General features: G+C 72.9%; 16 protein-coding genes. 5 read left to right on the forward strand and 11 right to left on the reverse strand.

Annotation, left to right across the window (positions count from 1 at the left end):
• Positions 1-35 precede the first annotated feature (35 nt).
• Positions 36-749 carry a hypothetical protein gene (locus tag ACFC1X_RS05730; RefSeq protein ID WP_376349055.1) on the reverse strand — a complete coding sequence of 238 codons (714 nt, stop codon included), beginning with the start codon at positions 747-749 and terminating at the stop codon, positions 36-38.
• Here ACFC1X_RS05730 and ACFC1X_RS05735 point away from each other — a divergent pair.
• Positions 748-5,112, forward strand: a complete 4,365-nt coding sequence (locus ACFC1X_RS05735; RefSeq protein ID WP_376349057.1) for an HAD-IC family P-type ATPase — start codon at positions 748-750, stop codon at positions 5,110-5,112. The two genes, ACFC1X_RS05730 and ACFC1X_RS05735, sit on opposite strands and share 2 nt — an antisense overlap.
• Before the next feature lie 190 nt (positions 5,113-5,302).
• Here the strand turns inward: ACFC1X_RS05735 and ACFC1X_RS05740 are convergent, their stop codons facing one another.
• Entirely contained in the window at positions 5,303-6,748 is a 1,446-nt protein-coding gene (locus ACFC1X_RS05740; RefSeq protein WP_376349059.1) for an MFS transporter, read from the reverse strand.
• 109 nt (positions 6,749-6,857) lie between these two features.
• Here ACFC1X_RS05740 and dusB point away from each other — a divergent pair, with 109 nt between their 5' ends.
• Positions 6,858-8,078: a tRNA dihydrouridine synthase DusB gene (gene dusB / locus ACFC1X_RS05745; protein ID WP_376349060.1), complete on the forward strand. Its 1,221-nt coding sequence runs from the start codon at positions 6,858-6,860 to the stop codon at positions 8,076-8,078.
• On the opposite strand, the gene ACFC1X_RS05750 is transcribed toward dusB, so the two are convergent.
• Positions 8,079-10,001, reverse strand: coding sequence for a CDP-alcohol phosphatidyltransferase (locus tag ACFC1X_RS05750; RefSeq protein ID WP_376349061.1), 1,923 nt, complete (start codon positions 9,999-10,001; stop codon positions 8,079-8,081).
• A 504-nt stretch (positions 10,002-10,505) separates the two neighbouring features.
• Between ACFC1X_RS05750 and ppdK the strand changes: the two genes are divergently transcribed.
• Positions 10,506-13,235, forward strand: a complete 2,730-nt coding sequence (gene ppdK, locus ACFC1X_RS05755; protein ID WP_376349062.1) for a pyruvate, phosphate dikinase — start codon at positions 10,506-10,508, stop codon at positions 13,233-13,235.
• Between the two features lie 226 nt (positions 13,236-13,461).
• On the opposite strand, the gene ACFC1X_RS05760 is transcribed toward ppdK, so the two are convergent.
• Together ACFC1X_RS05760 and ACFC1X_RS05765 are read right to left on the reverse strand one after the other, a co-directional pair.
• Complete coding sequence (locus ACFC1X_RS05760; RefSeq protein ID WP_376349064.1) at positions 13,462-13,830, reverse strand: hypothetical protein; 369 nt, start codon at positions 13,828-13,830, stop codon at positions 13,462-13,464.
• A gap of 257 nt (positions 13,831-14,087) precedes the next feature.
• Positions 14,088-14,555 (reverse strand): LAETG motif-containing sortase-dependent surface protein, encoded by a 468-nt coding sequence (locus ACFC1X_RS05765; RefSeq protein WP_376349066.1) that lies wholly within the window; start codon positions 14,553-14,555, stop codon positions 14,088-14,090.
• A gap of 198 nt (positions 14,556-14,753) precedes the next feature.
• Here ACFC1X_RS05765 and ACFC1X_RS05770 point away from each other — a divergent pair, with 198 nt between their 5' ends.
• A complete protein-coding gene (locus tag ACFC1X_RS05770) occupies positions 14,754-15,686 on the forward strand; it encodes an oxidoreductase (protein WP_376349068.1) in 933 nt (310 codons plus the stop codon).
• A 56-nt stretch (positions 15,687-15,742) separates the two neighbouring features.
• On the opposite strand, the gene ACFC1X_RS05775 is transcribed toward ACFC1X_RS05770, so the two are convergent.
• From ACFC1X_RS05775 to ACFC1X_RS05795, 5 genes are all read right to left on the reverse strand, one after another.
• Positions 15,743-16,510 (reverse strand): SDR family NAD(P)-dependent oxidoreductase, encoded by a 768-nt coding sequence (locus tag ACFC1X_RS05775; protein ID WP_376349069.1) that lies wholly within the window; start codon positions 16,508-16,510, stop codon positions 15,743-15,745.
• A gap of 93 nt (positions 16,511-16,603) precedes the next feature.
• Positions 16,604-17,188 (reverse strand): TetR/AcrR family transcriptional regulator, encoded by a 585-nt coding sequence (locus ACFC1X_RS05780; protein WP_376349070.1) that lies wholly within the window; start codon positions 17,186-17,188, stop codon positions 16,604-16,606.
• A gap of 71 nt (positions 17,189-17,259) precedes the next feature.
• Positions 17,260-17,610 (reverse strand): nitrite reductase small subunit NirD, encoded by a 351-nt coding sequence (nirD, locus tag ACFC1X_RS05785; RefSeq protein ID WP_122620232.1) that lies wholly within the window; start codon positions 17,608-17,610, stop codon positions 17,260-17,262.
• Positions 17,607-20,216 carry a nitrite reductase large subunit NirB gene (gene nirB, locus ACFC1X_RS05790; RefSeq protein ID WP_376349073.1) on the reverse strand — a complete coding sequence of 870 codons (2,610 nt, stop codon included), beginning with the start codon at positions 20,214-20,216 and terminating at the stop codon, positions 17,607-17,609. Before nirB ends, nirD begins: the two co-directional genes overlap by 4 nt.
• Positions 20,216-21,454: an NAD(P)/FAD-dependent oxidoreductase gene (locus ACFC1X_RS05795; RefSeq protein WP_376349075.1), complete on the reverse strand. Its 1,239-nt coding sequence runs from the start codon at positions 21,452-21,454 to the stop codon at positions 20,216-20,218. The genes nirB and ACFC1X_RS05795 overlap by 1 nt, the downstream gene beginning before the upstream one ends.
• A gap of 188 nt (positions 21,455-21,642) precedes the next feature.
• Between ACFC1X_RS05795 and ACFC1X_RS05800 the strand changes: the two genes are divergently transcribed.
• Positions 21,643-22,425 carry a sulfite exporter TauE/SafE family protein gene (locus ACFC1X_RS05800; protein ID WP_376349076.1) on the forward strand — a complete coding sequence of 261 codons (783 nt, stop codon included), beginning with the start codon at positions 21,643-21,645 and terminating at the stop codon, positions 22,423-22,425.
• Positions 22,426-22,555: 130 nt separating this feature from the next.
• Here the strand turns inward: ACFC1X_RS05800 and ACFC1X_RS05805 are convergent, their stop codons facing one another.
• Positions 22,556-22,831: a hypothetical protein gene (locus ACFC1X_RS05805; RefSeq protein ID WP_376349078.1), complete on the reverse strand. Its 276-nt coding sequence runs from the start codon at positions 22,829-22,831 to the stop codon at positions 22,556-22,558.
• Positions 22,832-22,864 lie beyond the last annotated feature (33 nt).

The raw sequence follows: 22,864 nt of genomic DNA on the forward strand, positions 1-22,864 counted from the left end.
GGCGCGGTGTCGCCGCGCGGGCGGCGCGTGATCGTCTACACGGGTGCGGGGGTGCTGGGCGTCGCCGGACTGGTGGAGTGGCCGGTGGCGCTCACCGGAGCGGCGGTGGCCTGGCTGACGCAGTCACGGCGGCGGAACGGGAACGGGGCCGCCGCGCGGGGCACTGGTGGTACCGGTGCTACCGAGGCTGCCAGGAAGAGCGCCGCCGCCAGGAAGAGCACCGCCAAGTCCGCGGCGGCGAAGTCGACCGCCTCGAAGTCGACCGCCTCGAAGTCGGCCACGGCGAAGAAGGCGGCGGCGAAGAAGACCACCGCGAAGAAGGCCGCAGCCCAGTCGGCCGCCACGAAGTCCGCCGCGGCGAAGGAGGCGACCGCGGCGACGAAGAAGGCGACCGCTGCGACGAAGGAGGCGACCGCGGCGACGAAGAAGGCGACCACGGCGACGAAGAAGGCAACCGCGGCGACGAAGAAGGCGACCACGGCGACGAAGAAGGCGACCGCCAAGAAGGCGACGGCGAAGAAGGCGACGGCGAAGAAGGCGACGGCGAAGAAGGCCACGGCGAAGAAGGCGACCGCCAAGAAGACCGCCGCCAGGAAAGCCCCCGCGAAGAAGGCCGCCTCACCCGCACGGAGCAGGAGCCGCTCGGCGAAGAAGGCGGCGTCCAGCCGGCCCTCCGCCTCGGGCTCGGCGGGCAGCCGTAAGACGGCCGCCGCCTCGCGCACGCGCAGGACGGGCTGAGCCACCGCCATGGTCGGCGCACTTCTGACGCGGTCCCAGGACGCCGTCACCGGATTCGTACTGGCCGGCCCCCGGCTGCTCGCCCGCGGCACCGCACCCGCCGTCGGCGCCGCCGCCGGGGCGGTCGCGGGCACCGCGCGGGCCGGTGTGCGAGGCGCCGACTTTGCCGCCCGCGCGGCCCGGGTCGCCCGGTCGGCGCTGCCCGGCGGCACCCGGGACTGGCGGGCCGGGCCCCGGGCCCACCTCGCGCTCGGCCCGGCGGCGGCCGACGAGGTACGCCTGGCGGGCGGCACGGAACGCGTCGCGCGACGGGTGGCCGAGGAAGTGGCCCAACACCCGGACGTGCTGGTCTCCTACTGGGACACCGGCCTCGCCCGGCTGGTGGTGACCGCGACCGAGGAGGAGCTGACCGACTCCGTCGTGGACCACGCCACCGAACTCGCCGAGCGGCACGGACTCACCCGGACGGACCCACGGGACCGGCAGGACGTCGGCGACCAGGTGGACGAACTGGCCCACCCCGGCGACCCGGCCTCGGTGCGCGTCGCCGCGACCGCCCTCGGCGCCGACCTCCTCGGCATCGCCGCCGCCGTGACCGGCGCGCGCCTGCGGCTGCCGCCCTCGCCGCGCCTGATCACCGCCGTGGCGACACTGCTGCGCGAGAACCCGGCCTTCCGCGCCTGGCTGCGCGAGCGGATGGGCGACCACCGCATGGACGTGGCGCTGGCCGCCGCCAACGCCGCCGTGCACGGCGCCGGGCAGAGCCCCACCTCGCTGGTCCTCGACGGGGCGCTGCGCGCCTGCCAGTTGACGGAGGCGGTGGCCCGCACGGCGGCCTTCGAGGTGGTGCACGACCAGCTCTGCGCCCCCGGCCGCGGCAGCCTGCCCGCCGACCTCACCCTGCGCCCGGCGCCGCGCACCTCCCCGGCCCAGGACTACGCCGCCCACGCCTCCGCCGGGAGCGTCGCGGGCGCCGCGGCGACGCTGCTGGTCAAGCACGACGTGGCCGAGGCGGCCGAGGCCGTGCTGGCCGGCTCGCCCAAGGCCGCGCGCTACGGTCCCGCCGCCTTCCACGCCGTACTGAGCGCGGCCCTGTCCCGTACCGGTGTGCTGGTACGGGACCCCGGACGGCTGCGGCAGCTGGAGATGGCCCGCACGGTCGTGCTGCACCCGAGCGCGCTGCGGCTGCCGGACGACGGCGCCGACCCGTGGACCGAGGACGTGCTGGACGCGGCCCGGCGGGCCGGCCTGCGCGTGGTGATGGTCCAGGACCCGGCGCTCGCCGACTTCACCGGCCTCGCCGACCAGGTCGTCGACGCCCGGCGCCCGCTCGCGGACGTCGTGGCCGGACTGCGCACCGAGGGCGGCGTCGTCACGGTCGTACGCCCCCGGCCCGAGGACGACGAATCGGTGCTGGCCGGGCTGCTCGGCGGGGACGTCGCCGTCGCCCTGGCCGACGCGGACTCCCCGGTGGCGTGGGGCGCGGACGTGATCGCTCCGCAGGGGCTCGCCGACGTGTGGCGGCTGCTGCGGGCGGTGCCCGCGGCCCGTGCCATCGGGCGGCGCTCGCAGACGCTGGCCCGGTCCGGTGCCGCGCTGTCCGGGCTGCTGGTGGCGGTCGGCGAGGCGCGCGGCCGACGCGGCGGCCGGCGGAGTTTCATCGCGCTGTCCGGGCTGCGGCACGCGCCGGTCGACGCGAGCGCGGCGGCGGCCCTGCTGTCCGGGACGCGTGCCGCGGTCGGCGTGGCGATGGCCCGTGCCCCGCATCCCCGGGCGCGGGTGGCGTGGCACGCGCTGGCCCCGGACGCCGTACGGGACCGCCTGGAGCGGGAGAGCGAGCCCGATCCGACCGTCGTCGAACAGGCCGCGGCCCGGCTGCGCGCGGTCGCCGACCGGGCGGGCCGGGTGCCGGTGCTGGCCCCGGCGTTCTGGTCGTGGGAGCTGGCCCGGGCGGTCCGCGGCGAGCTGGACGACCCGCTCACCCCGGTGCTCGCGGTCGGCTCGGCGGCCTCCGCGATCCTCGGGTCGGTCGTGGACGCCCTGCTGGTGGTCGGGGCGCTCGACCTGAACGCGCTGGTCGGCGGTTTCCAGCGGCTGCGCGCCGAGCGGGCGCTGTCCGGGCTGCTGGCCGAGCAGACGCAGAAGGCCCGGGTCACCGAGGAGCCCGAACGGGAGGGCAGGCTGCCGCGCATCATGGACGCGTCCCGGCTGCACCCGGGGTACGTGATCGAACTGAAGACGGACGACGTCGTCCCGGCCGACGCCCGGCTGCTGTGGGAGGACGGTCTGGAGGTGGACGAGTCCGCGCTGACCGGTGAGTCGCTGCCGGTGGGCAAGAGCGTGGACCCGGCGCCCAAGGCCCCGGTGGCCGAGCGGTACTGCATGGTCTTCGAGGGCACGACCGTGGTGGCCGGCCGCGCCCGGGCCGTCGTCGTCGACATCGGCGACCACACCGAGGCGGCGCGGGCGGTGGCGCTCGCCGCCCGGACGCCCGCCGCGGCCGGGGTGCAGGCCAGGCTCCAGGAACTGACCCGCAAGGCGCTGCCGCTCACCCTGGCGGGCGGGGCCGCGGTCACCGGTCTGTCGCTGCTGCGCGGGGCGCCGGTCCGGAAGGCCGTCGCCGGCGGGGTGTCGGTCGCGGTGGCCGCCGTGCCCGAGGGGCTGCCCCTGGTGGCGACGGTGGCGCAGCTCGCGGCGGCCCGGCGGCTGAGCCGTCGCGGGGTCCTCGTGCGCACCCCGCGCACGCTGGAGGCGCTGGGCCGGATGGACACCATCTGCTTCGACAAGACCGGCACGCTCACCGAGAACAGGCTGCGGCTGACGCGCGTCGCGGGCGCCGACGGCACGGTCCGCAGGGTGGGCGACCCGGAGGCGGCCGACGCCGTACGGACCGCCGCGCGCGCCGTTCCCCGGCTGAACGGCGACGGGGCCCGGCCCACCCACGCCACCGACGAGGCGGTCCTGGACGCGGCGGGCGACGACCCGGGGTGGACGCAGGTGGAGGGGCTGCCCTTCGAGACCTCGCGCGGTTACGCCGCCGCCGTCGGACGGGACCGGGCGGGCGGGCCCGCGACGCTGGTGGTCAAGGGCGCCCCGGAGACGGTGCTGCCGGCCTGCGCCGACCTGCCGTCGCACACCCTGGAGGTGGCGCAGGCCCTGGCCCGCGACGGACTGCGCATCATCGCGGTGGCCTCCCGCCCCCTGCGCCGGGGCGAGAAGGCGGCCGACGTCCTCGAACAGCAGCCGGCGAAGCTGGAGTTCACGGGGCTGCTGGCGCTGGCCGACGTGCCGCGCGAGACGTCCCCGGCGCTGGTGCGCGGGCTGCGCGAGGCGGGCGTACGGCCCGTGGTGCTGACCGGCGACCACCCGCAGACCGCCCACGCCATCGCCGTCGACCTGGGCTGGCCCGAGGACGCGGTCGTGGTCACCGGCGACGAACTCGCCGCCGCGGACCGTACGGCGCGCTCCCGGATGCTGCGCGACGCGGACGTCGTGGCCCGGGTGGCGCCGGAGCAGAAGCTCCAGGTCGTCGAGTCGCTGCGGGACGCCGGGCGGGTCGTCGGCATGGTCGGCGACGGTGCCAACGACGCCGCCGCCATCCGCGCCGCCGACATCGGCGTCGGCATCAGCGCCCGCGGCTCGGCCGCCGCCCGCAACGCCGCCGACCTGGTGGTGACCGGCGACGACCTGCTGGTGCTGGTGGAGGCGGTCCGGGAGGGCCGGGCGCTGTGGCACAGCGTCGCCGACGCCATCGCGATCCTGATCGGCGGCAACGCGGGCGAGGTCGGCTTCGGCATCCTCGGCACGGTGCTGAGCGGCTCGTCGCCGCTGTCGACCCGTCAGATGCTGCTGGTGAACCTCTTCACCGACCTGTTCCCGGCGATGGCGGTCGCGGTGACGCGTACGGGGGATCCCGAGCAGGAGGCCGCCGACGCGGGTGCGCCGCTGGGCACGGCGGTGCTGGGCGAGCCGCTGCTGCGGCAGATCCGGCACCGGGCGCTGACCACGGCGCTCGGGGCGACCGCGGCCTGGCTGTTCGGCCGCTTCACGCCCGGCACGGACCGTCGTTCGACGACCATGGCCCTGTGCGCCGTGGTCGGCACCCAGCTCGCCCAGACCCTCACCGACCGCCGCGACAGCCGCCTGGTCCAGGTCACGTCCCTGGGCTCGGCCGCCGCCCTGGTCGCCCTCGTACAGACCCCGGGCGTGAGCCGCCTCTTCGGCTGCACCCCGCTGGGCCCGGTGGCGTGGACGGGAGTGGCGGCGGCGATCGTCCTGGCCCTGGCGGGCCAGCGGGCGCTGCCGGAGGTGGAGGAGGCGGTTCTGAAGTACTGGCCGATGGTGGCGGAGCGGTTGCCGAAGCCGCTGCGGTGAGGCGGGGGGGCGTGGGCGGAGGGGGTGCGTCGTTGTCTGCGGGTGCGTGGGGGCTGGTCGCGCAGTTCCCCGCGCCCCTTTGGGGCGGGTGGTGGGCCGGGGATGAGGGGTGCCGTGTTGCTCGGGTGCGGCGTCGGCCGCGGGTGGGTGGGGGCTGGTCGCGCAGTTCCCCGCGCCCCTTTGGGGCGCGTCAGGCTGCCGCCCGCGTCGCCTTCCGTGCTTCCGGTGACTTGAGCCGCTCCGCGGTTCGTTCCGCCGTGCGGTGGGCCCAGGGGCCGTTGGTGACGGCGCCCAGGATGAGGACCGCTAGGCCGCAGGCGGTCAGGATCCACCAGCCGGGGCGGGACGCCGAGACGAAGGTGTCCCGGTACGACGAGGCGCTCACGCCCGTCGCCAGTACCGCGCCGACCACCGCCACGCCCAGCGTCTGGCCCAGCTGGCGGCTGGTGGAGGCGACGGCGGCGGCCACCCCGGCCTGGGCGCGGGGCATGCCGGAGACGGCCGTGTTGGTGATGGGCGCGTTGACGAAGCCGAAGCCGATGCCGAAGAGGACGTAGCCGAGGAACAGGGTGACGTCGGAGGTCTCGGCCTCGAAGGCGGCGAACAGCGCCCCGCTCACGGTCAGCGCGCCGCCCGCGATCAGCAGCGGCAGCCGCGGCCCCCGGCTGCCGACCAGCCGCCCGGACAGCGGGGCGCACAGGAAGGTCGGGACGGCCATCGGCAGCATCCACAGCCCGGCCTCCAGCGCGCTCAGTCCCCGCACGTTCTGGAGGTACAGCGTGGACAGGAACAGGAAGCCACCGAGCGCCGCGAACGCGCTGATCGCTATGACCGTGGCCCCGCTGAACGGTGCCGACCGGAAGAACCGCAGCTCGATGAGGGGTTCGGCGCGCCGGGGCTCGTGCAGGAGCAGGCCGATCAGCGCGGCGAGCGCCAGCGCCGCGAAGGGCAGCACCGCCGTGAACCCGGCGTTCGGCGCCTCGATGATCGCGTACGTCAGGGAGCCGAACAGCACGATCACCATCAGCTGGCCCAGCGGGTCGGACCGGCGGGCCTTCGGCGCCCGGGACTCGGGGACGTGGCGGAGGGTGAGCAGCAGGGCGGCCAGGCCCACCGGGAGGTTGACCCAGAAGATCGAGCGCCAGCCGACCGACTCCACCAGTACGCCGCCCACCAGCGGCCCGGCGGCCATGGAGATGCCGACCACCGCGCCCCACACCCCGATCGCGCGGGCCCGCTCCCGCGGGTCGGTGAAGGTGTTGGTGATGATCGACATGGCGACCGGGTTGAGCATCGAACCGCCCACCGCCTGGATCATCCGGAAGGCGACCAGCGAGGACAGGTCGGGCGCCATCGAGCACAGCAGCGAGCCGAGGGTGAAGACCACCAGGCCGGTCATGAAGACCCGCTTGCGGCCGATCCGGTCCGCGGTGGAGCCGGCCAGCATCAGCAGCGCGGCCAGCACCAGCGTGTACGCGTCGATCGCCCATTGGAGACCGGAGGTGCTCGCGTGCAGATCGCGCTGCATGGAGGGCAGGGCCACGTTGAGGATCGTGTTGTCGATGCTCACGATCAGCAGGCTCATGCAGCAGATGGCCAGGACCAGCATGCGTCGGCGGTGGGTGAGCTCCGGCATGGCCGCCATCGTACGCCCGTTTCGATAGTGCGGCTAACTAATGACCAATACATGATCTTCGGTCCCAAGGGCCCGGCGAGCACTGCCCCGCGTACGTGACAATGGAAGAATGTCCACGCTCACCACGCCCGCCCCCGACACCACCACCCCGCCGTTGCGGGTCGGCCCGCACACCGTCGCGCCGCCCGTCGTCCTGGCCCCGATGGCCGGGATCACCAACGCGCCCTTCCGCACCCTGTGCAGGGAGTTCAGTGGCGGCAAGGGCCTGTTCGTGAGCGAGATGATCACGACCCGTGCGCTGGTCGAGCGCAACGAGAAGACCATGCAGCTGATCCACTTCGACGCGACCGAGACGCCGCGCTCGATCCAGCTGTACGGCGTGGACCCGGTGACCGTCGGCAAGGCCGTCCGCATGATCGCGGAGGAGGGCCTCGCCGACCACATCGACCTGAACTTCGGCTGCCCCGTCCCCAAGGTGACCCGCAAGGGCGGCGGCTCGGCCCTGCCGTACAAGCGGAACCTGCTGCGCGCCATCGTCCGCGAGGCCGTCACCGGCGCCGGTGACCTGCCCGTCACCATGAAGATGCGCAAGGGCATCGACGACGACCACCTCACCTTCCTCGACGCCGGCCGGATCGCGGTCGAGGAGGGCGTGACCGCCATCGCCCTGCACGGCCGCACCACCGCCCAGCACTACGGCGGCACCGCCGACTGGGACGCCATCGCCCGCCTCAAGGAGCACGTCCCGGAGATCCCGGTGCTCGGCAACGGCGACATCTGGTCCGCCGAGGACGCGCTGCGCATGGTCCGCGAGACGGGCTGCGACGGCGTCGTCGTGGGGCGCGGCTGCCTCGGGCGGCCGTGGCTCTTCGCCGACCTGGTCGCCGCCTTCGAGGGCCGCACCGACTCCTTCGCCCGGCCCACCCTGCGCGAGGTCGCCGACGTCATGGTCCGGCACGCCACGCTGCTGGGGGAGTGGATCGAAAATGGAGGGACGGCCCGAAGGGCCACCGTTGAGGGTGGTGGTGGGCGACGGGCGGGCGAGGCGCGCGGCGTCATCGACTTCCGCAAGCACGTCGCCTGGTACCTCAAGGGCTTCGCGGTCGGCTCCGAGATGCGCAAGCGGCTCGCGATCACCTCCTCCCTGGAGGCGCTGCGTGCCGGGCTGGACGAGCTGGACCTCGACCAGCCCTGGCCCACCGGCGCCGACGGCCCGCGCGGCCGCACCTCCGGCAACAACCGGGTGGTCCTGCCGGACGGCTGGCTGAAGGACCCGTACGACTGCGCCGGCGTCGGCGAGGAGGCGGAGCTGGACACCTCCGGCGGCTGATCAGCCCGTGGTCGGGTGCGGGGTGGAGCCGTACGCCGTCAGGAAGCGGTCGCGGAAGGAATTCATCCGCCACACCGGCGCGTCCTCGGCGGGCTTCAGCCCCTCCGTCCAGTTCCAGTCGTCGATGGCGTCGAGCACCTTCGGGTCCTTGGCGACGACCGACACCGGCACGTCCCGGCTCGCCTTGTCCCCGCTGACCCGGGCGAGCGGCTGGTGGTCGCCGAGGAAGACGAGGACCGTGTCGTCGGTGCCGTAGCGCTCCAGCCACTGGGTGAGGCTGGTCACCGAGTACTCGATCGACTTGCCGTACTCCTCCTTGGAGCGGGTGGAGTCGGCGATGATGTCCGACGCCTCCACCCCCGACGCCTCGATGCCGTCGTACACCGACCCGTCGCCGACCTCGTCCCAGCCGACCATCCTCGGAAGCGGCGCCCAGGGCTGGTGGCTGGAGGTCAGGATGATCTCCGCCATCAGCGGCTTGTCCCGCTCCTTGCCGTGCTCCAGGCGCTGGAACGCCTCCAGCGCGTACTGGTCCGGCATGGTGGACCAGCTGAACTTCGGCCCCCGGTAGCCCACGTCGAACGCGTCGTAGACCTTGTCGAGGCCGTACCACTCCGACTCCGGCCACGCCTTCTGCACGCCCGGCATCACGCCGACCGTGTCCCAGTCGCCGGTCTTCTGGAACGCCTTGGTCAGGGTGAGGTGGTCGCCCGCGGTGACGGTGCGGTACCGCTGCTGGTTGTCCACCCACAGCCCCGACAGGAAGGTGGAGTGGCCGAGCCAGCTGCTGCCGCCGTACGTCGCCGACGTCAGCCAGCCGCTCTTCGCCCGGAATCCCGCCTCGGCGAGCGCCTTCGTGCCCGCGTCCAGGGTCCGGTCGACGCCGGGGGCCATCACCGGGTCCTCGATGGCGCTGCGGCCGTAGCTCTCGATGAACGTGAAGATCATGTCCTTGCCGCGCAGGTCCGGCACCAGCTGCGTGCCGGGCGTGGCCCCGAACCGGTCCGCCTTCGCCTCCTTCGCGAACGCCGCCTCGTCGCGCAGCGTGTCCACCACCCGGTGGGCCTGCGCCTCCAGCGCCCCGGAGGCGCTCCGGGTGGCGACCGGCACGCCGAAGGTCTGCACGCCGAGCGCCACGCAGGTCATCCACACGGTGGCCGCCATCAGCGCGCCCCGGGCCGCCCGCTCCCGGTGCGCGGCGAGCAGTTCCCCGAGCCGGACCGCCGCCAGGGCCATCACCACCAGCAGCAGCACGACGAGCAGCACCGCGCCCACGGCCGCCCAGGCCGCCGCCGCGCCGCCCATCGAGTCCGCCACGTACGACTGGGCGTCGTCCAGCAGCCCCCAGTCGAGGACGACGTTGAAGCCCCGCCCGAGGTACTCGGTGAAGCCCATGTCGAGCAGGTTCAGCACGGTCAGCACGCCCAGGCCGACACCGAAGAGCGCCGCCGCCACCAGCCGTGCGGCGCGCGGCAGGCAGAGCAGCAGCACCGCCGCGATGACCGCCTCCGCCGGAATCCGCGCGAACCGGTTGGGCTCCAGCGCGACGAAGGTGTTCGGCAGCAGCAGGGCCCCGAGCACCAGCACGGCGGCGAGTACGGTCGTCGTCCGGCGCAGGACGAGGGCGGCACGGGGGTGACGGGTGCGCCAGGCCCGCCAGTGCGCGAGGCGGGACGTGCGGGCGGCCGGCCCGGGCTCGGCGGCGGGCTGCGCGTCGGGGGCGGGTCCGGTGCCGGTGCCGGCTTCGGTGTCGGCTGGGGCTTCGGTGCCGGCGGGGGCCTCGATGGCCTCCCCGGGGTCGTCGGGCTCGACCACATCGGGCTCGCGCGGTTCGTCCGGCTCGTTCTCCTCGTCCAGCTTGTCTTCTTCGTACGGCTCCCCGCCCGCGGTCGGTGGCTGGCGAAAGCGCGTGAAGACAGGCACCCGGAGGTCCTTCCGTACGAATCCCGGTGGACGGCGGGCCCGGCGAGGGGGCCGGACCCGCCGCAGTGACGTACGTCCGCGGCGGGCGGTCCGTTCACCCCTGCGTCCATCCGTCCGTTCACCCGTCCGCATGGTGAAAAACCGCGGCCTGTGGCAGCGTGATTCTCGCCACCTCTGATAGAGGTGGTGCTCAGATGAGCGGATCTTGGGCGACTCCACTTCTCCAAGGTGTGGCACTCAGTGCCACGTCTTGATCGTTCATCGATCGAACTCAAACGTAGCGAATGCCGCTCATGTGAGCGCTCAGCGAGATGTCTGGCGGTTCATTCGTTCAAGAAGTGAAAACATAACCGCTCGGTCGCTTGCCAAGCCTTGACTTTCGATCCGCTGGCGGACGGGTGGTTACAGGCTCATGACGCACAAGTGGACGTACCCAGGGGCCTTTGATCTGGGTAGATTCCTCGCCGTCAGGGCAGCCACCGCGTCCTCGAGGAGTCGAGACCCGTGTCGGAAAACAAAGAACCTCAGGTAACGAACGCGACGAAGTTCGTTTACGACTTCACCGAGGGCAACAAGGACCTCAAGGACCTCCTCGGTGGCAAGGGCGCGAACCTCGCCGAGATGACCAACCTGGGCCTTCCGGTCCCTCCCGGCTTCACGATCACCACCGAGGCGTGCAAGACCTACCTCGACAGCGGCGAGGAACCGGCGGCACTGCGTGACGAGGTGAGTGCGCACCTCGACGCCCTCGAAGTGAAGATGAGCAAGAAGCTCGGCCAGGCGGACGACCCGCTCCTGGTGTCGGTCCGCTCCGGAGCCAAGTTCTCCATGCCCGGCATGATGGACACGGTCCTCAACATCGGCCTCTCCGACAAGTCGGTGCAGGGCCTGGCCAAGCAGGCCGGCGACGACCGCTTCGCCTGGGACTCCTACCGCCGCCTGATCCAGATGTTCGGCAAGACCGTCCTCGGCGTCGACGGCGACCTCTTCGAGGAGGCGCTGGAGGCGGCGAAGGCGGCCAAGAAGGTTGCGGTCGACACCGAGCTGGAGGCCGCCGACCTCAAGAAGCTCGTCACCAAGTTCAAGAAGATCGTCAAGACCGAGGCCGGCCGGGACTTCCCGCAGGACCCGCGCGAGCAGATGGACCTCGCCATCAAGGCCGTCTTCGACTCCTGGAACGGCGAGCGCGCCAAGCTCTACCGCCGCCAGGAGCGCATCCCGCACGACCTGGGCACCGCCGTCAACGTCTGCTCCATGGTCTTCGGCAACCTCGGCCCCGACTCCGGCACCGGCGTCGCCTTCACCCGCGACCCCGCCTCCGGCCACCAGGGCGTCTACGGCGACTACCTCCAGAACGCGCAGGGCGAGGACGTCGTCGCGGGCATCCGCAACACCGTCGCCCTCGCCGAGCTCGAGTCGATCGACAAGAAGTCGTACGACGAGCTGATGCGGATCATGGAGACGCTGGAGAACCACTACCTGGACCTCTGCGACATCGAGTTCACCATCGAGCGCGGCCAGCTGTGGATGCTCCAGACCCGTGTCGGCAAGCGCACGGCGGGCGCGGCCTTCCGCATCGCCACCCAGCTCGTCGACCAGGGCCTGATCGACGAGGCCGAGGCCCTGCAGCGCGTCAACGGCGCCCAGCTCGCGCAGCTGATGTTCCCCCGCTTCGACGAGGACGCCAAGGTCGAGAAGGTCGGCCGGGGCATCGCGGCCTCGCCGGGCGCGGCGGTCGGCAAGGCGGTCTTCGACTCGTACACCGCCGTCAAGTGGTCCCGCTCCGGCGAGAAGGTCATCCTGGTGCGCCGGGAGACCAACCCCGACGACCTGGACGGCATGATCGCCGCCGAGGGCATCCTGACCTCGCGCGGCGGCAAGACCTCCCACGCGGCCGTCGTCGCGCGCGGCATGGGCAAGACCTGTGTCTGCGGCGCCGAGGAGCTTGAGGTCGACACCAAGCGCCGCCGGATGACCGTGCCCGGCGGGCACGTCGTCGAGGAGGGCGACGTCATCTCCATCGACGGCTCCTCCGGCAAGGTCTACCTGGGCGAGGTCCCGGTCGTCCCGTCCCCGGTCGTGGAGTACTTCGAGGGCCGCATGCACGCGGGCGCCGAGGACGCCGACGAGCTGGTCGAGGCCGTGCACCGGATCATGGCCTTCGCCGACCGCAAGCGCCGGCTGCGGGTGCGCGCCAACGCCGACAACGCCGAGGACGCGCTGCGCGCCCGCCGCTTCGGCGCCCAGGGCATCGGCCTGTGCCGCACCGAGCACATGTTCCTCGGCGACCGGCGCGAGCTGGTGGAGCGGCTGATCCTGGCCGACACCGAGGCCGTGCGCGAGGAGTCCCTGAAGGAGCTGCTGCCGCTCCAGAAGCAGGACTTCGTCCAGCTCTTCGAGTCGATGGACGGACTCCCGGTCACCGTCCGCCTCCTGGACCCGCCGCTGCACGAGTTCCTGCCCGACATCACCGAGCTGTCGGTCCGCGTGGCGCTCGCCGAGTCCCGGCAGGAGCCGCACGAGAACGAACTGCGCCTCCTCCAGGCCGTGCACCGCCTGCACGAGCAGAACCCGATGCTGGGTCTGCGCGGCGTCCGCCTCGGCCTGGTCATCCCCGGCCTGTTCACCATGCAGGTCCGGGCGATCGCCGAGGCCGCGGCCGAGCGCAAGGCGGCCAAGGGCGACCCGCGCGCCGAGATCATGATCCCGCTGGTCGGCACCGTCCAGGAGCTGGAGATCGTCCGCGACGAGGCCGACCAGGTCATCGCCGAGGTCGAGGCGGCCACCGGCGCGAAGCTCAAGCTGTCCATCGGCACGATGATCGAGCTGCCGCGCGCCGCGCTGACCGCCGGTCAGATCGCCGAGGCCGCCCAGTTCTTCTCGTTCGGCACCAACGACCTGACCCAGACCGTGTGGGGCTTCAGCCGCGACGACGTGGAGGCCAGCTTCTTCACGGCCTACCTGGAGAAGGGCATCTTCGGCGTCTCCCCGTTCGAGACCATCGACAAGGACGGCGTCGGCTCCCTGGTCGCCGCCGCCGCGAAGGCCGGCCGCGCCACCCGCCCCGACCTGAAGCTCGGTGTCTGCGGCGAGCACGGCGGCGACCCGGAGTCGGTCCACTTCTTCCACGAGGTGGGTCTGGACTACGTCTCCTGCTCCCCGTTCCGGATCCCGGTCGCCCGCCTGGAGGCCGGCCGCGCGGCGTCGCGCTCGAAGGGCAGCGACCACCGCTGAGCGCTCCGCGGGGAGGCCGGTGCGTCGCTGCGGGTCGGCTGTGGCCGGCCGCGCAGTTCCCCGCGCCCCTTCGGGGCGCACGGGGCGAAGACCCCGGAGCCGCCGTCTGTCACCCGACCACCCTCACCGATCGGCGGCGGCTCCGGTCCACGTGAGGAGGCGGCACCCTGTGCGGAGGGTGCCGCCTCTCCGTGCCTCTCCCGAGGTCGCCGCCGTCCTGCCCGGGTCAGGCGGTGCTGGACGAAATCCAGTCGTCGTTGTTTCGGTGGCGATCCAGTCCTACGGCCTCGAACTCGTCCTCGCCCAGGCTCTTTCGTGCGCCAAGCCGCCGTAGTGCCCGGGAGATCGGGCTGACTGCCCGCGAGAACCGCTTCTTTTCGGGCTCGTCCATGGGGCCCAGTGCCAGCGAGCCGTCAGCCCAGACGACGGCGCGTTGCTCGCCGACTCCCCCGAAATATTCGGCTTCCACATAGGCGATCGGTCCTGTCGAGGACCACTGGGCGAGCAGTGTCTCGAAGCCCCCTGGCAGCCTCCGGAAGCCTAGATCCCCTCCGTTGCCGCCGTCTGTGACGGCGTCGAAGAGCTCGTCGGTCATGGGCATCAGTGACAGGCCCTGACGAAGAGGCACTGATCGGGCTCCAGGAACCTCCTGCGACATCACGCGCAGCAACTTGTCAGCTGTGATCACTGCCAGCAATTCGTAACCCACCGCACGGCCTCCCAACCGATCGGAGCCCATACTGCCCGACACGTCACGGACGAACTCGGCGCTGGCTGAGCGTGCCGCCTTCAGTCTGAAGACGCCGGAGCCCCGCCGCTGAACGGGCGGGGGCTCCGGCTCCGGTACAGGGGTCAGGCGGCGCCGTTGCCGCGCCGCTTGCCGACGGCCAGCAGCAGTCCGCCGCCCGCCAGTACGACGATCGCGCCGCCCGCCGCGAGGTAGGGCGTGCTGTCGTCGCCGCCGGTCTCGGCCAGGTCGGTGCCCTGCTGCCCGGCGGCCTGGTCACCGCCGGAGTCCTTGCCGCTGCCGGTGCCCGCGTTGTCGTCGGTCGCCTTCTCGCCGGAGTCGCCGGAGTCACCCGAGTCGTCGGCGGGCTCGAAGCCGGCGGGCGGCTTGTCGCAGCCGACGCCGTCCTTGTCCCGGTCGAGGTGCTCGCCGTAGTGCCGGTCGCCCTTCTTGATGTTGGAGTACCCGTTGTCGTACGCCTCGGTGCAGTTCTTGAACGGGTGGGTGCCGTCGTGCGCCTGGGCGGCGGCCGGCAGGGCGGCCAGGGCCAGCGCGGCGACGGCCACGGCGGCGGGCTTGCGGAGCAGGTTCATCGAGAGTCCCAGGATGGTGTGGATGAGGAATGGTGTGGATGAGCGGATATGAGGTGACGAAGCTATTGAGGTACCGGAGATGTGGTGGCGATATGAAGGACTCGTGACGCGAACGTGACGTGACCGGACGGTAGCTCTCCGCTCAGGGCGGTGGGGCGCGTACGGTGAGACGGGTCCGGACCAGGGAAGGAGCCGCTGATGACCGGCTGGAACACGGGCGACATCCCCGGCCTGGACGGGCGGGTCGCCGTCGTCACCGGAGCCAACAGCGGCCTCGGCTACGTGATCGCCCGGGAGCTGGCGCGCAAGGGGGCGCGCGTGGTGCTCGCCTGCCGCAGCGAGGAGCGGGGGAGCGCGGCCGTGGAGCGCCTGCTCGAGGAGGTGCCGGAGGCCGCGGTGGAGCCGGGGCGGCTGGACCTCGGCGACCTGGCGGGCATCCGCGAGTTCGCGTACGGGCTGCCGTACGAGCGGCTCGACCTGCTCGTCAACAACGCCGGGGTGATGGCGCTGCCGCACGGGACGACGACGGACGGCTTCGAGACCCAGTTCGGCGTCAACCACCTGGGCCACTTCGCCCTCACCGGACTGCTGCTGCCCACCCTGCTCGCCACGCCGGGCGCGCGGGTCGTGACCGTCTCCAGCTTCCTGCACGCGCTGGGCAACGTCGATCCGCGCGACCTGAACAGCGTGCGGCGGTACGGGCGCTGGACCGCCTACGGCCGGTCGAAATCGGCCAACCTGCTCTTCACCCACGAACTGGCCCGGCGCCTCGCGGCCCGCGACGACGCCTGGGACGTGCGCGCGGTCGCCGCCCACCCGGGATACGCGCGCACCAACCTCCACGCCGCCGGACCGCGCGCCGAGGGGCGCCGGCTGACGACCCGGCTGATCGGGCTGGCCAACCGGGTCGTCGCCCAGCCCGCGGAGGCGGGCGCGCTGCCCGTCCTGTACGCGGCGACCGCGCCCGGGGTCCCGTCCGACTCCTTCACCGGCCCGTCCTTCGCGATGTGGCGCGGCGCGCCCGCACCGTCCCGCCGGGCGCCCTGGACCCTCGACGACGTGATGGGGGAGCGGCTGTGGGCCGCCTCCGAGCGGCTGACGGGGGTCACCTACGAGGCCCTGCGCGGCTGACCCCTCGGCGCGCGGGCGTCGACCGGCAGTCGCCCGCCCCCTCCCGGTGACGCGCCTCAGGCCGTCTGGCCGCCGTCCACCACCAGGTCCGTGCCCACCACCGACGCCGCGTCGTCCGACGCCAGGTACAGCACCGCCGCCGCGACCTCCGCCACCGACGAGACCCGGCCGAGCGGTGTCTCGCCCCGCATGCGCTCGGCCCGGTCCTCGTCCGTCTCCCCGGGGAGCAGGGACATCGAGGTCGCCGTGGCGCCGGGGCTGACGGCGTTGATGCGGACGCCGTCCGCGATGTGGTCCACGGCGGCGCCCCGGGTCAGTGCCGAGACGGCCGCCTTCGTGGCGGCGTAGGCCGTGGCGCCCGGGCTGCGCTTGTGCGCGCCGAAGGTGGAGGCGATGTTCACGATCGCCCCGCCGCGCGGCTGGGCGCGCATCTGCCGGACCTCGGCCGCGAGGGCGAGGAAGACGCCGGTGACGTTGATGTCGAGCTGCGCGTGCCAGTCCGCCTCGGCGAGGTCGGCCAGGGGGACTCCGCCGCGGAAGACGCCGGCGTTGTTGACCGCCACGTCCAGGGAGCCGAAGTGCTCGACGGCGGCGTCCACGACGGCCCGTACGTCGTCGGGGCGGGAGACGTCGGCGGTGACGGCCAGCGCCTTGCCGCCCGCCGCCTCGATCAGGGCCACCGTCTCGTCGAGCGGTCCCCGCCCGCGTCCGGCGACGACGACGTTCGCGCCCTCGGCGGCGAGGGCGAGGGCGACGGCCCGGCCGATGCCGGAGCCCGCGCCGGTGACGAGGGCGGTCCTGTCGGTGAAGCGCTGGGTGGTCATGAATCTCCCCTTTTTCTTGACCGTTCGGTTCAGTATGAAGGCGTGAGAGGGCGTGGAAACGCCCCTTCACGGAGAGCGTGTTGTCGCGGGTTCTCAGTCGAGCAGCGCGAGTGCCTGTTCCGCCGCGTCCCGCAGCCTGGCCGGGTCCGCCGACGCCTTCCCCACCACCCGCATCCCCTGCAGCAGCACCAGCAGCATGCGGGCGAGGGCGAGCGGATCGCGGCCGGCGGGCAGTTCTCCCTGGGCCGCGGCCCGGGTCAGCGTCGAGTGCAGCACGGTCTCCAGCTGGTCCCAGTTGCGCTCGACCCGCCGCGCGGCGACCGGGTCGTGCGGGGCCAGCTCGGCGGCGGTGTTGGTGACGAAGCAGCCGCGCAGACGCATCTCCCCGGCGGACGCCTCGGCGGCGTACCGCCGTACCAGGGACCGGACGCCCGGCAGGGCGGCGCCCGGCCGGGACAGGTCCGCCAGCAGGTCCGGCAGCAGCCCCTCCTCGTACCGCGCCAGCGCTTTCAGGTACAGCTCGCGCTTGTTGCCGAAGGTCGCGTAGACGCTGGCGCGTCCGACGCCGAGGCGCTCCACGAGGTCGGACATCGACGTCCCCTCGTAGCCGCGCTCCCAGAACAGCTCCAGGGCTGCCCGCAGCGCGGCGTCCGGATCGAACTCCTTGGTCCTGGCCACGCGTCGCAGCCTAGATCCATCTGGAACGAACGGTCAAGATAGGTAACGAACGGTCAAGACAGCTACGGAACTCAGGCCGCCTTGACCTCGTACACCGCCACCCGTACCGCCTCGTCGTCCAGGCACTCCCCGGTGCTGAGGTCGAAGCGCTGCTTGAGCAGCGGGGAGGCGACGAACGGGCGGCCCTGGTGGGTGCCGGTCAGGCCGCGGGAGAGGACCGCGGCGCCGGTGAACGGGTCCCGGTTGTCGATGGCGTACAGCCCGCCCTCCCGGTCGCGGAAGAGGGCCACCTGGCCGCCGTCCGGCAGCAGGGCCGCCACGCCCCGGCCGGGGAGCAGGGCGCCGAGGTCGCACGCCGTGAACCAGTCGTCGGTCAGCCGCAGCAGGACCTTGAGGTCGGTCGTCTCGGGTGCCAGGGTCATCGCCGGGTGCTTCCTTCCAGGAGGTCTTCCTCGGTGCGCCGCATGCCGATGTTCAGCAGCGGCAGGTCGGGCTTCATCTGGTCGCGCTCGGGCACGAAGCCCACGACCGGGTCGGGGGTGTCGGGCGCGTTCACGAAGGACACGAACCGGGCCAGCTTCTCGGGGTCGTTGATGGTCTCGGCCCACTCGTCGCGGTAGTGCGAGACGTGGGCGCGCATCAGGGACTCCAGCTCGTCGCAGATGCCGAGCGAGTCGTGCACGACGACGTCCCGTACGTGGTCCAGGCCGCCCGGGATCCGCTCCAGCCAGGTGGAGGTGCGCTCCAGCTTGTCGGCGGTGCGGATGTAGAACATCAGGAACCGGTCGATGAGGCGGACCAGTTCGGCGTCCGAGAGGTCCTGCGCCAGCAGGTCCGCGTGGCGCGGGGTGGCGCCGCCGTTGCCGCCGACGTAGAGGTTCCAGCCGTTGGAGGTGGCGATCACGCCGAAGTCCTTGGACTGGGCCTCGGCGCACTCGCGGGCGCACCCGGAGACCGCCGACTTCAGCTTGTGCGGGGAGCGCAGCCCCCGGTAGCGCAGCTCCAGGTCGATCGCCATCCGCACCGAGTCCTGGACGCCGTACCGGCACCAGGTCTGCCCCACGCAGGACTTCACGGTGCGCAGCGACTTCCCGTACGCGTGCCCGGACTCGAAGCCGGCGTCCACCAGCCGCGCCCAGATCACCGGCAGCTGCTCGACGCGGGCGCCGAACATGTCGATGCGCTGGCCGCCGGTGATCTTCGTGTAGAGCCCGAAGTCCCGGGCGATCTCGCCGATGACGATCAGCTTCTCCGGGGCGATCTCGCCGCCGGGGATGCGCGGGACGACGGAGTACGAGCCGTTCTTCTGGAGGTTGGCCAGGAAGTGGTCGTTGGTGTCCTGGAGCGCGGCCTGCTCGCCCTCCAGGACGTAGCCGCTCGCGCCGATCGCCGGGGCCAGCGAGGCGATGATCGAGCCGACCGCCGGCTTGCAGACCTCGCAGCCGTCGCCGCCCCGCGCGCCCTCACGGCCGTGCCGGTCCAGCAGCTCCCGGTAGGAGGTGACCCGCAGGGCGAGGACGATCTCGTACAGCTCCTCGCGGGTCTGCGCGAAGCAGCCGCACAGGCCCTTGTCGACCTCGACGCCGCTCGCCTCCAGCTCGGCGGTGACCAGCTGGCCGAGCACCTTGACGCAGGAGCCGCAGCCGGTCCCGGCCTTGGTGCACTTCTTCACCTCGGGCACGGTCGTGCACTGGTGGTCGGTGACCGCGCCGCGGATGCTGCCCTTGGTGACGTTGTGGCAGGAGCAGATCACCGCGTCGTCGGGGAGCGCGGACGGGCCCAGCTGGGCCGGGGCCCCGGCACCGGCGGGCAGGACCAGCGACTCGGGGGAGACCGGCGGGACCGAGCCGGTGAAGGCGCGCAGCGTGCCGTACGCCTCCGCGTCGCCGACCAGGATGCCGCCGAGCAGCGTGCCGTCGCGGCCGACGACCAGCTTCTTGTACAGCCCCGCGCGGGAGTCGGAGTAGACGACGTCCAGACAGTCCTCGGCGGTGCCGTGCGCGTCGCCGAAGGACGCCACGTCCACGCCGAGCAGCTTCAGCTTGGTGGACAGGTCGGCGCCGGTGAAGGACGCCTCCTGGGCCGCGATCGTCGCGGCGACGGTCTCGGCCTGCTCGTAACCGGGCGCCACCAGCCCGTACACCCGCCCGTCGGACGCCAGCGCGCACTCGCCGATCGCGAACACGTGCTCGTCGGTGACCGTGCGGCACCGCTCGTCGACGCTGATGCCGCCGCGCTCGCCGACCGCGAGACCGCAGTCCCGGGCGAGCTGGTCGCGGGGGCGGACGCCGGCGCTGAACACCACCAGGTCGGTGGCGAGTTCGGAGCCGTCGGACAGCTTCATGCCGGTGACGGCGCCCTCGGCATCCGTCAGGATCTCCTGCGTGCCGACCCCCGTGTGGACGGACAGGCCCATGCCCTCGATGGTGCGCAGCAGCGCCGTGCCGCCGCCCTCGTCGACCTGAACCGGCATCAGGCGGGGCGCGAACTCCACGATGTGCGAGGTGAGTCCGAGACCCTTCAGCGCACCGGCCGCCTCCAGGCCGAGGAGGCCGCCGCCGACCACCGCGCCGGTCGTGGCGGTCCTGGCGTACTCCTCGATGGCGAGCAGGTCCTCGATCGTCCGGTAGACGAAGCAGCCCTCGGCATCCTTGCCGGGGACCGGCGGGACGAACGGGTAGGAGCCGGTCGCCAGGACGAGGACGTCGTACTTGACGACCAGCCCCGACCGGGCCGTCACCTTCCGCGCGTCCCGGTCGATCGTCTCCGCCGCGTCACCGACGCGCAGTTCGATGCCGTGCTCCTCGATGAAGGCGAGGTCGGTCATCGACAGGTCCTCGGGGGTCTTGCCCGAGAAGTACGAGGTGAGCTGGACGCGGTCGTAGGCGGGGCGCGGCTCCTCGCACAGCACGACCACGCGGTGCGTGGCGGTCAGGCCGCGTTCGGCGAGTGCTTCCAGGAAGCGCTGGCCGACCATGCCGTGGCCGACAAGCACGATCGTCGGGGTGTGCCCCGGGGTGGCGGTCATCAGGAGCCTCCGTCATGGGTGAGCAGGTGGAGCAGGGGGCCGCCGTCGGAGGGGAGCGGCTCTGCTCCCTCCCAGGCGCGCGCGAGCGCGCCGACGGTGCCGAGTTCGCCGACCAGGACCCCGCCGACCAGCCGGTCGTCGCGGACGACGACCTTGCGGTACGTGCCCCGGGTGGCGTCGGCGAGCTGCACGACGTCGTCGCCGGGGAGGGGGTCGGTCTCGCCGAACGCGGCGAGGTCGAAGGAGCCGTCCGGCCCGCCGAAGGGGCTGTCCGGCCCGGTGAGGGTGAGCCGGGTCAGGGAGCGGGTGCCGGTGTAGCGGGCGGTGCCGTTCCCGGCGAGCAGTTCGGCCAGCGCGCCGGCCTGTTCGAGGGCGGGCGCGGCCAGCCCGTACACGCGCCCGTCGTGCTGGGCGCAGTCGCCGACGGCGCGGATGTGCGGGTCGGAGGTGCGCAGCTCGTCGTCGACGAGGACGCCCTTGCCGACGTCGAGGCCCGCCTCCTGCGCGAGGCCGACGCGGGGCCGGACCCCGCAGGCGAGCACCACGAGATCGGCGCCGAGGGCGTACCCGTCGGCCATCTCCACCGACCGCACCGCCCCACCGACGCTGCGCACGTCGCGCACCCGGCACTCGGTGTGCACCTCGACGCCGAGGTCCTCCAGATGCCGCCGCACGAGCACGGAGGCCGCCGGGTCGAGCTGGCGTTCCATGAGCCGCTCGGACTGCTGGGCGAGGACGACCTGGGCACCGCGCACGGCCAGCGCGCGGGCCGCGGAGACCCCGAGCAGTCCGCCCCCGATGACGACCGCCCGCACCCCCGCCCGCACCGACTTCGACAGCCCCAGGCAGTCGTCCATCGTCCGGAACGCGTGCACGCCCTCGGGCAGCGCGCGGTCCGGGGTGAACAGGCCGCGCAGCGGCGGCAGCACGGCGTTGGAGCCGGTGGCCAGGACCAGCGTGTCGTACGCGATCACCGACCCGTCGGCGCACCGCACGGTCCGCCCGGCCCGGTCGATGCCGGTGACCCGGCCGCGCAGCAGCCCGGCGGGCGCCGGCAGGGTGATCACGTCCGGCCCGTACCGTCCGGCCAGCACGTCGGCGAGCAGCACCCGGTTGTACGGGCGGTGCTCCTCGTCGCCGACCAGCAGCGCGGGCGTGCCCAGCTCACCGAGGAGCCGGGCGAGCGTCACGCCCGCGAGTCCGGCGCCGATCACCACCACACGCTGATTCGAGGTCATGGCATTGAGCGTGCGGTGCCGGTGTTACCCGGTCGCATCGCGTCTGTTTCCCGCGGGGAACGCTGCCCTCAGCGGGTGCGGGGGGTGGGTGTGAGGGCGTGCGGGCGACCGACCCGGGGTGATCGGCGAACCTCAGAAGACGCTCATCTCGATGGACGGCACATCGATCCGTCCATAGGGTCGCGATCATGCCCGACATATCGCTGACCACGGTCGTTCTGCTCTGCCTGGCCGCCCTCGCGGCCGGCTGGATCGACGCCGTGGTCGGCGGCGGCGGCCTCCTGCTCCTGCCGGCCCTGCTGCTCGGCCTGCCCTCCGGCACCCCCGCCGCGCACGCGCTGGGCACCAACAAGGCGGTCGCCATCGTCGGCACCACGGGCGCGGCGGTGACGTACGCCCGCAAGGCCCCGGTGGACGTCCGTATGGCCATCCGCATCGGACTGGCGGCGCTGGCCGGCTCCTCCGGCGGGGCCTTCTTCGCGGCCGGGATGAGCACGGAGGTGCTGAAGCCGGTCATCATGGTGGTGCTGCTCGCGGTCGCCGCCTTCGTGATCTTCCGCCCGGCCTTCGGCACCGCCCCCGCGACCGGCCCGGCCACCCGCCGCCAGATCCTCGCCGCGATCGGCCTCGCGGGCGTCGGCATCGGCTTCTACGACGGCCTCGTCGGCCCCGGCACGGGCACGTTCCTGGTCCTGGCCCTCACCGCCCTGCTCCACCTGGACCTGGTCACCGCCTCGGCCACCGCCAAGATCGTCAACTGCTGCACCAACGCGGGCGCCCTCGCGACCTTCGCCTGGCAGGGAGCGGTCCTGTGGCAACTGGCCGCGCTCATGGCGGTCTTCAACCTGGCGGGCGGCATGTTCGGCGCGCATACGGCGCTGAAGAGGGGCAGTGGCTTTGTGCGGGTGGTGTTGCTGACGGTGGTGTTCGCGTTGGTGGCGAATCTGGCGTATGAGCAGTGGCTGGCCTAGGCGGTGAGGACGAGGAGCTCGCCCTCGCGGAGCTGGTTCCACTATGTCGAGGGCACGTCGCACGGGCCTGCGGCGGCCAGCATTCCGTCGGAAGGGGCGTTCTCCGGTGCTCCGATCAGTCCGTGGCGTTTCATGCGGTGAGTTGGGGAAGCAGCGTGGCGTTGCAGCCGACTAGTCCGCCGGTCTCGACGATCTGGTCGCGGGGCTGGACGTCGAGCCGGACGAGCTCATCGCGACGACGGTCGGCGCCGATGTGCAGGACGGGGCTGGCCGGGCCGTCCGGGATCTCATCGATGGTCAGAGCCAGGTCGGCGTATGCCGCGAATGATGCAGAAGTGTGATCATCTTCCGCGCAACCCTGCTTAAACGTCGAGTTCCTCACATGGCCTTCTGGAACTTGGCGCATGTTGTCCGTTTCCTTCCTGTTGACCTGGCGTTC

The organism is Streptomyces sp. NPDC056128, from assembly GCF_042263835.1.
Taxonomy (GTDB): domain Bacteria; phylum Actinomycetota; class Actinomycetes; order Streptomycetales; family Streptomycetaceae; genus Streptomyces.

Bases quoted from the DNA above. Each gene is read 5' to 3' on its own strand.
- ACFC1X_RS05735 (WP_376349057.1), top strand. From the start codon at position 748: ATGGTCGGCGCACTTCTGACGCGGTCCCAGGACGCCGTCACCGGATTC.
- ACFC1X_RS05730 (WP_376349055.1), bottom strand. From the start codon at position 749: ATGGCGGTGGCTCAGCCCGTCCTGCGCGTGCGCGAGGCGGCGGCCGTC.
- ACFC1X_RS05740 (WP_376349059.1), bottom strand. From the start codon at position 6,748: ATGCCGGAGCTCACCCACCGCCGACGCATGCTGGTCCTGGCCATCTGC.
- dusB (WP_376349060.1), top strand. From the start codon at position 6,858: ATGTCCACGCTCACCACGCCCGCCCCCGACACCACCACCCCGCCGTTG.
- ACFC1X_RS05760 (WP_376349064.1), bottom strand. From the start codon at position 13,830: ATGACCGACGAGCTCTTCGACGCCGTCACAGACGGCGGCAACGGAGGG.
- ACFC1X_RS05765 (WP_376349066.1), bottom strand. From the start codon at position 14,555: ATGAACCTGCTCCGCAAGCCCGCCGCCGTGGCCGTCGCCGCGCTGGCC.
- ACFC1X_RS05770 (WP_376349068.1), top strand. From the start codon at position 14,754: ATGACCGGCTGGAACACGGGCGACATCCCCGGCCTGGACGGGCGGGTC.
- ACFC1X_RS05775 (WP_376349069.1), bottom strand. From the start codon at position 16,510: ATGACCACCCAGCGCTTCACCGACAGGACCGCCCTCGTCACCGGCGCG.
- nirD (WP_122620232.1), bottom strand. From the start codon at position 17,610: ATGACCCTGGCACCCGAGACGACCGACCTCAAGGTCCTGCTGCGGCTG.
- nirB (WP_376349073.1), bottom strand. From the start codon at position 20,216: ATGACCGCCACCCCGGGGCACACCCCGACGATCGTGCTTGTCGGCCAC.
- ACFC1X_RS05795 (WP_376349075.1), bottom strand. From the start codon at position 21,454: ATGACCTCGAATCAGCGTGTGGTGGTGATCGGCGCCGGACTCGCGGGC.
- ACFC1X_RS05800 (WP_376349076.1), top strand. From the start codon at position 21,643: ATGCCCGACATATCGCTGACCACGGTCGTTCTGCTCTGCCTGGCCGCC.
- ACFC1X_RS05805 (WP_376349078.1), bottom strand. From the start codon at position 22,831: ATGCGCCAAGTTCCAGAAGGCCATGTGAGGAACTCGACGTTTAAGCAG.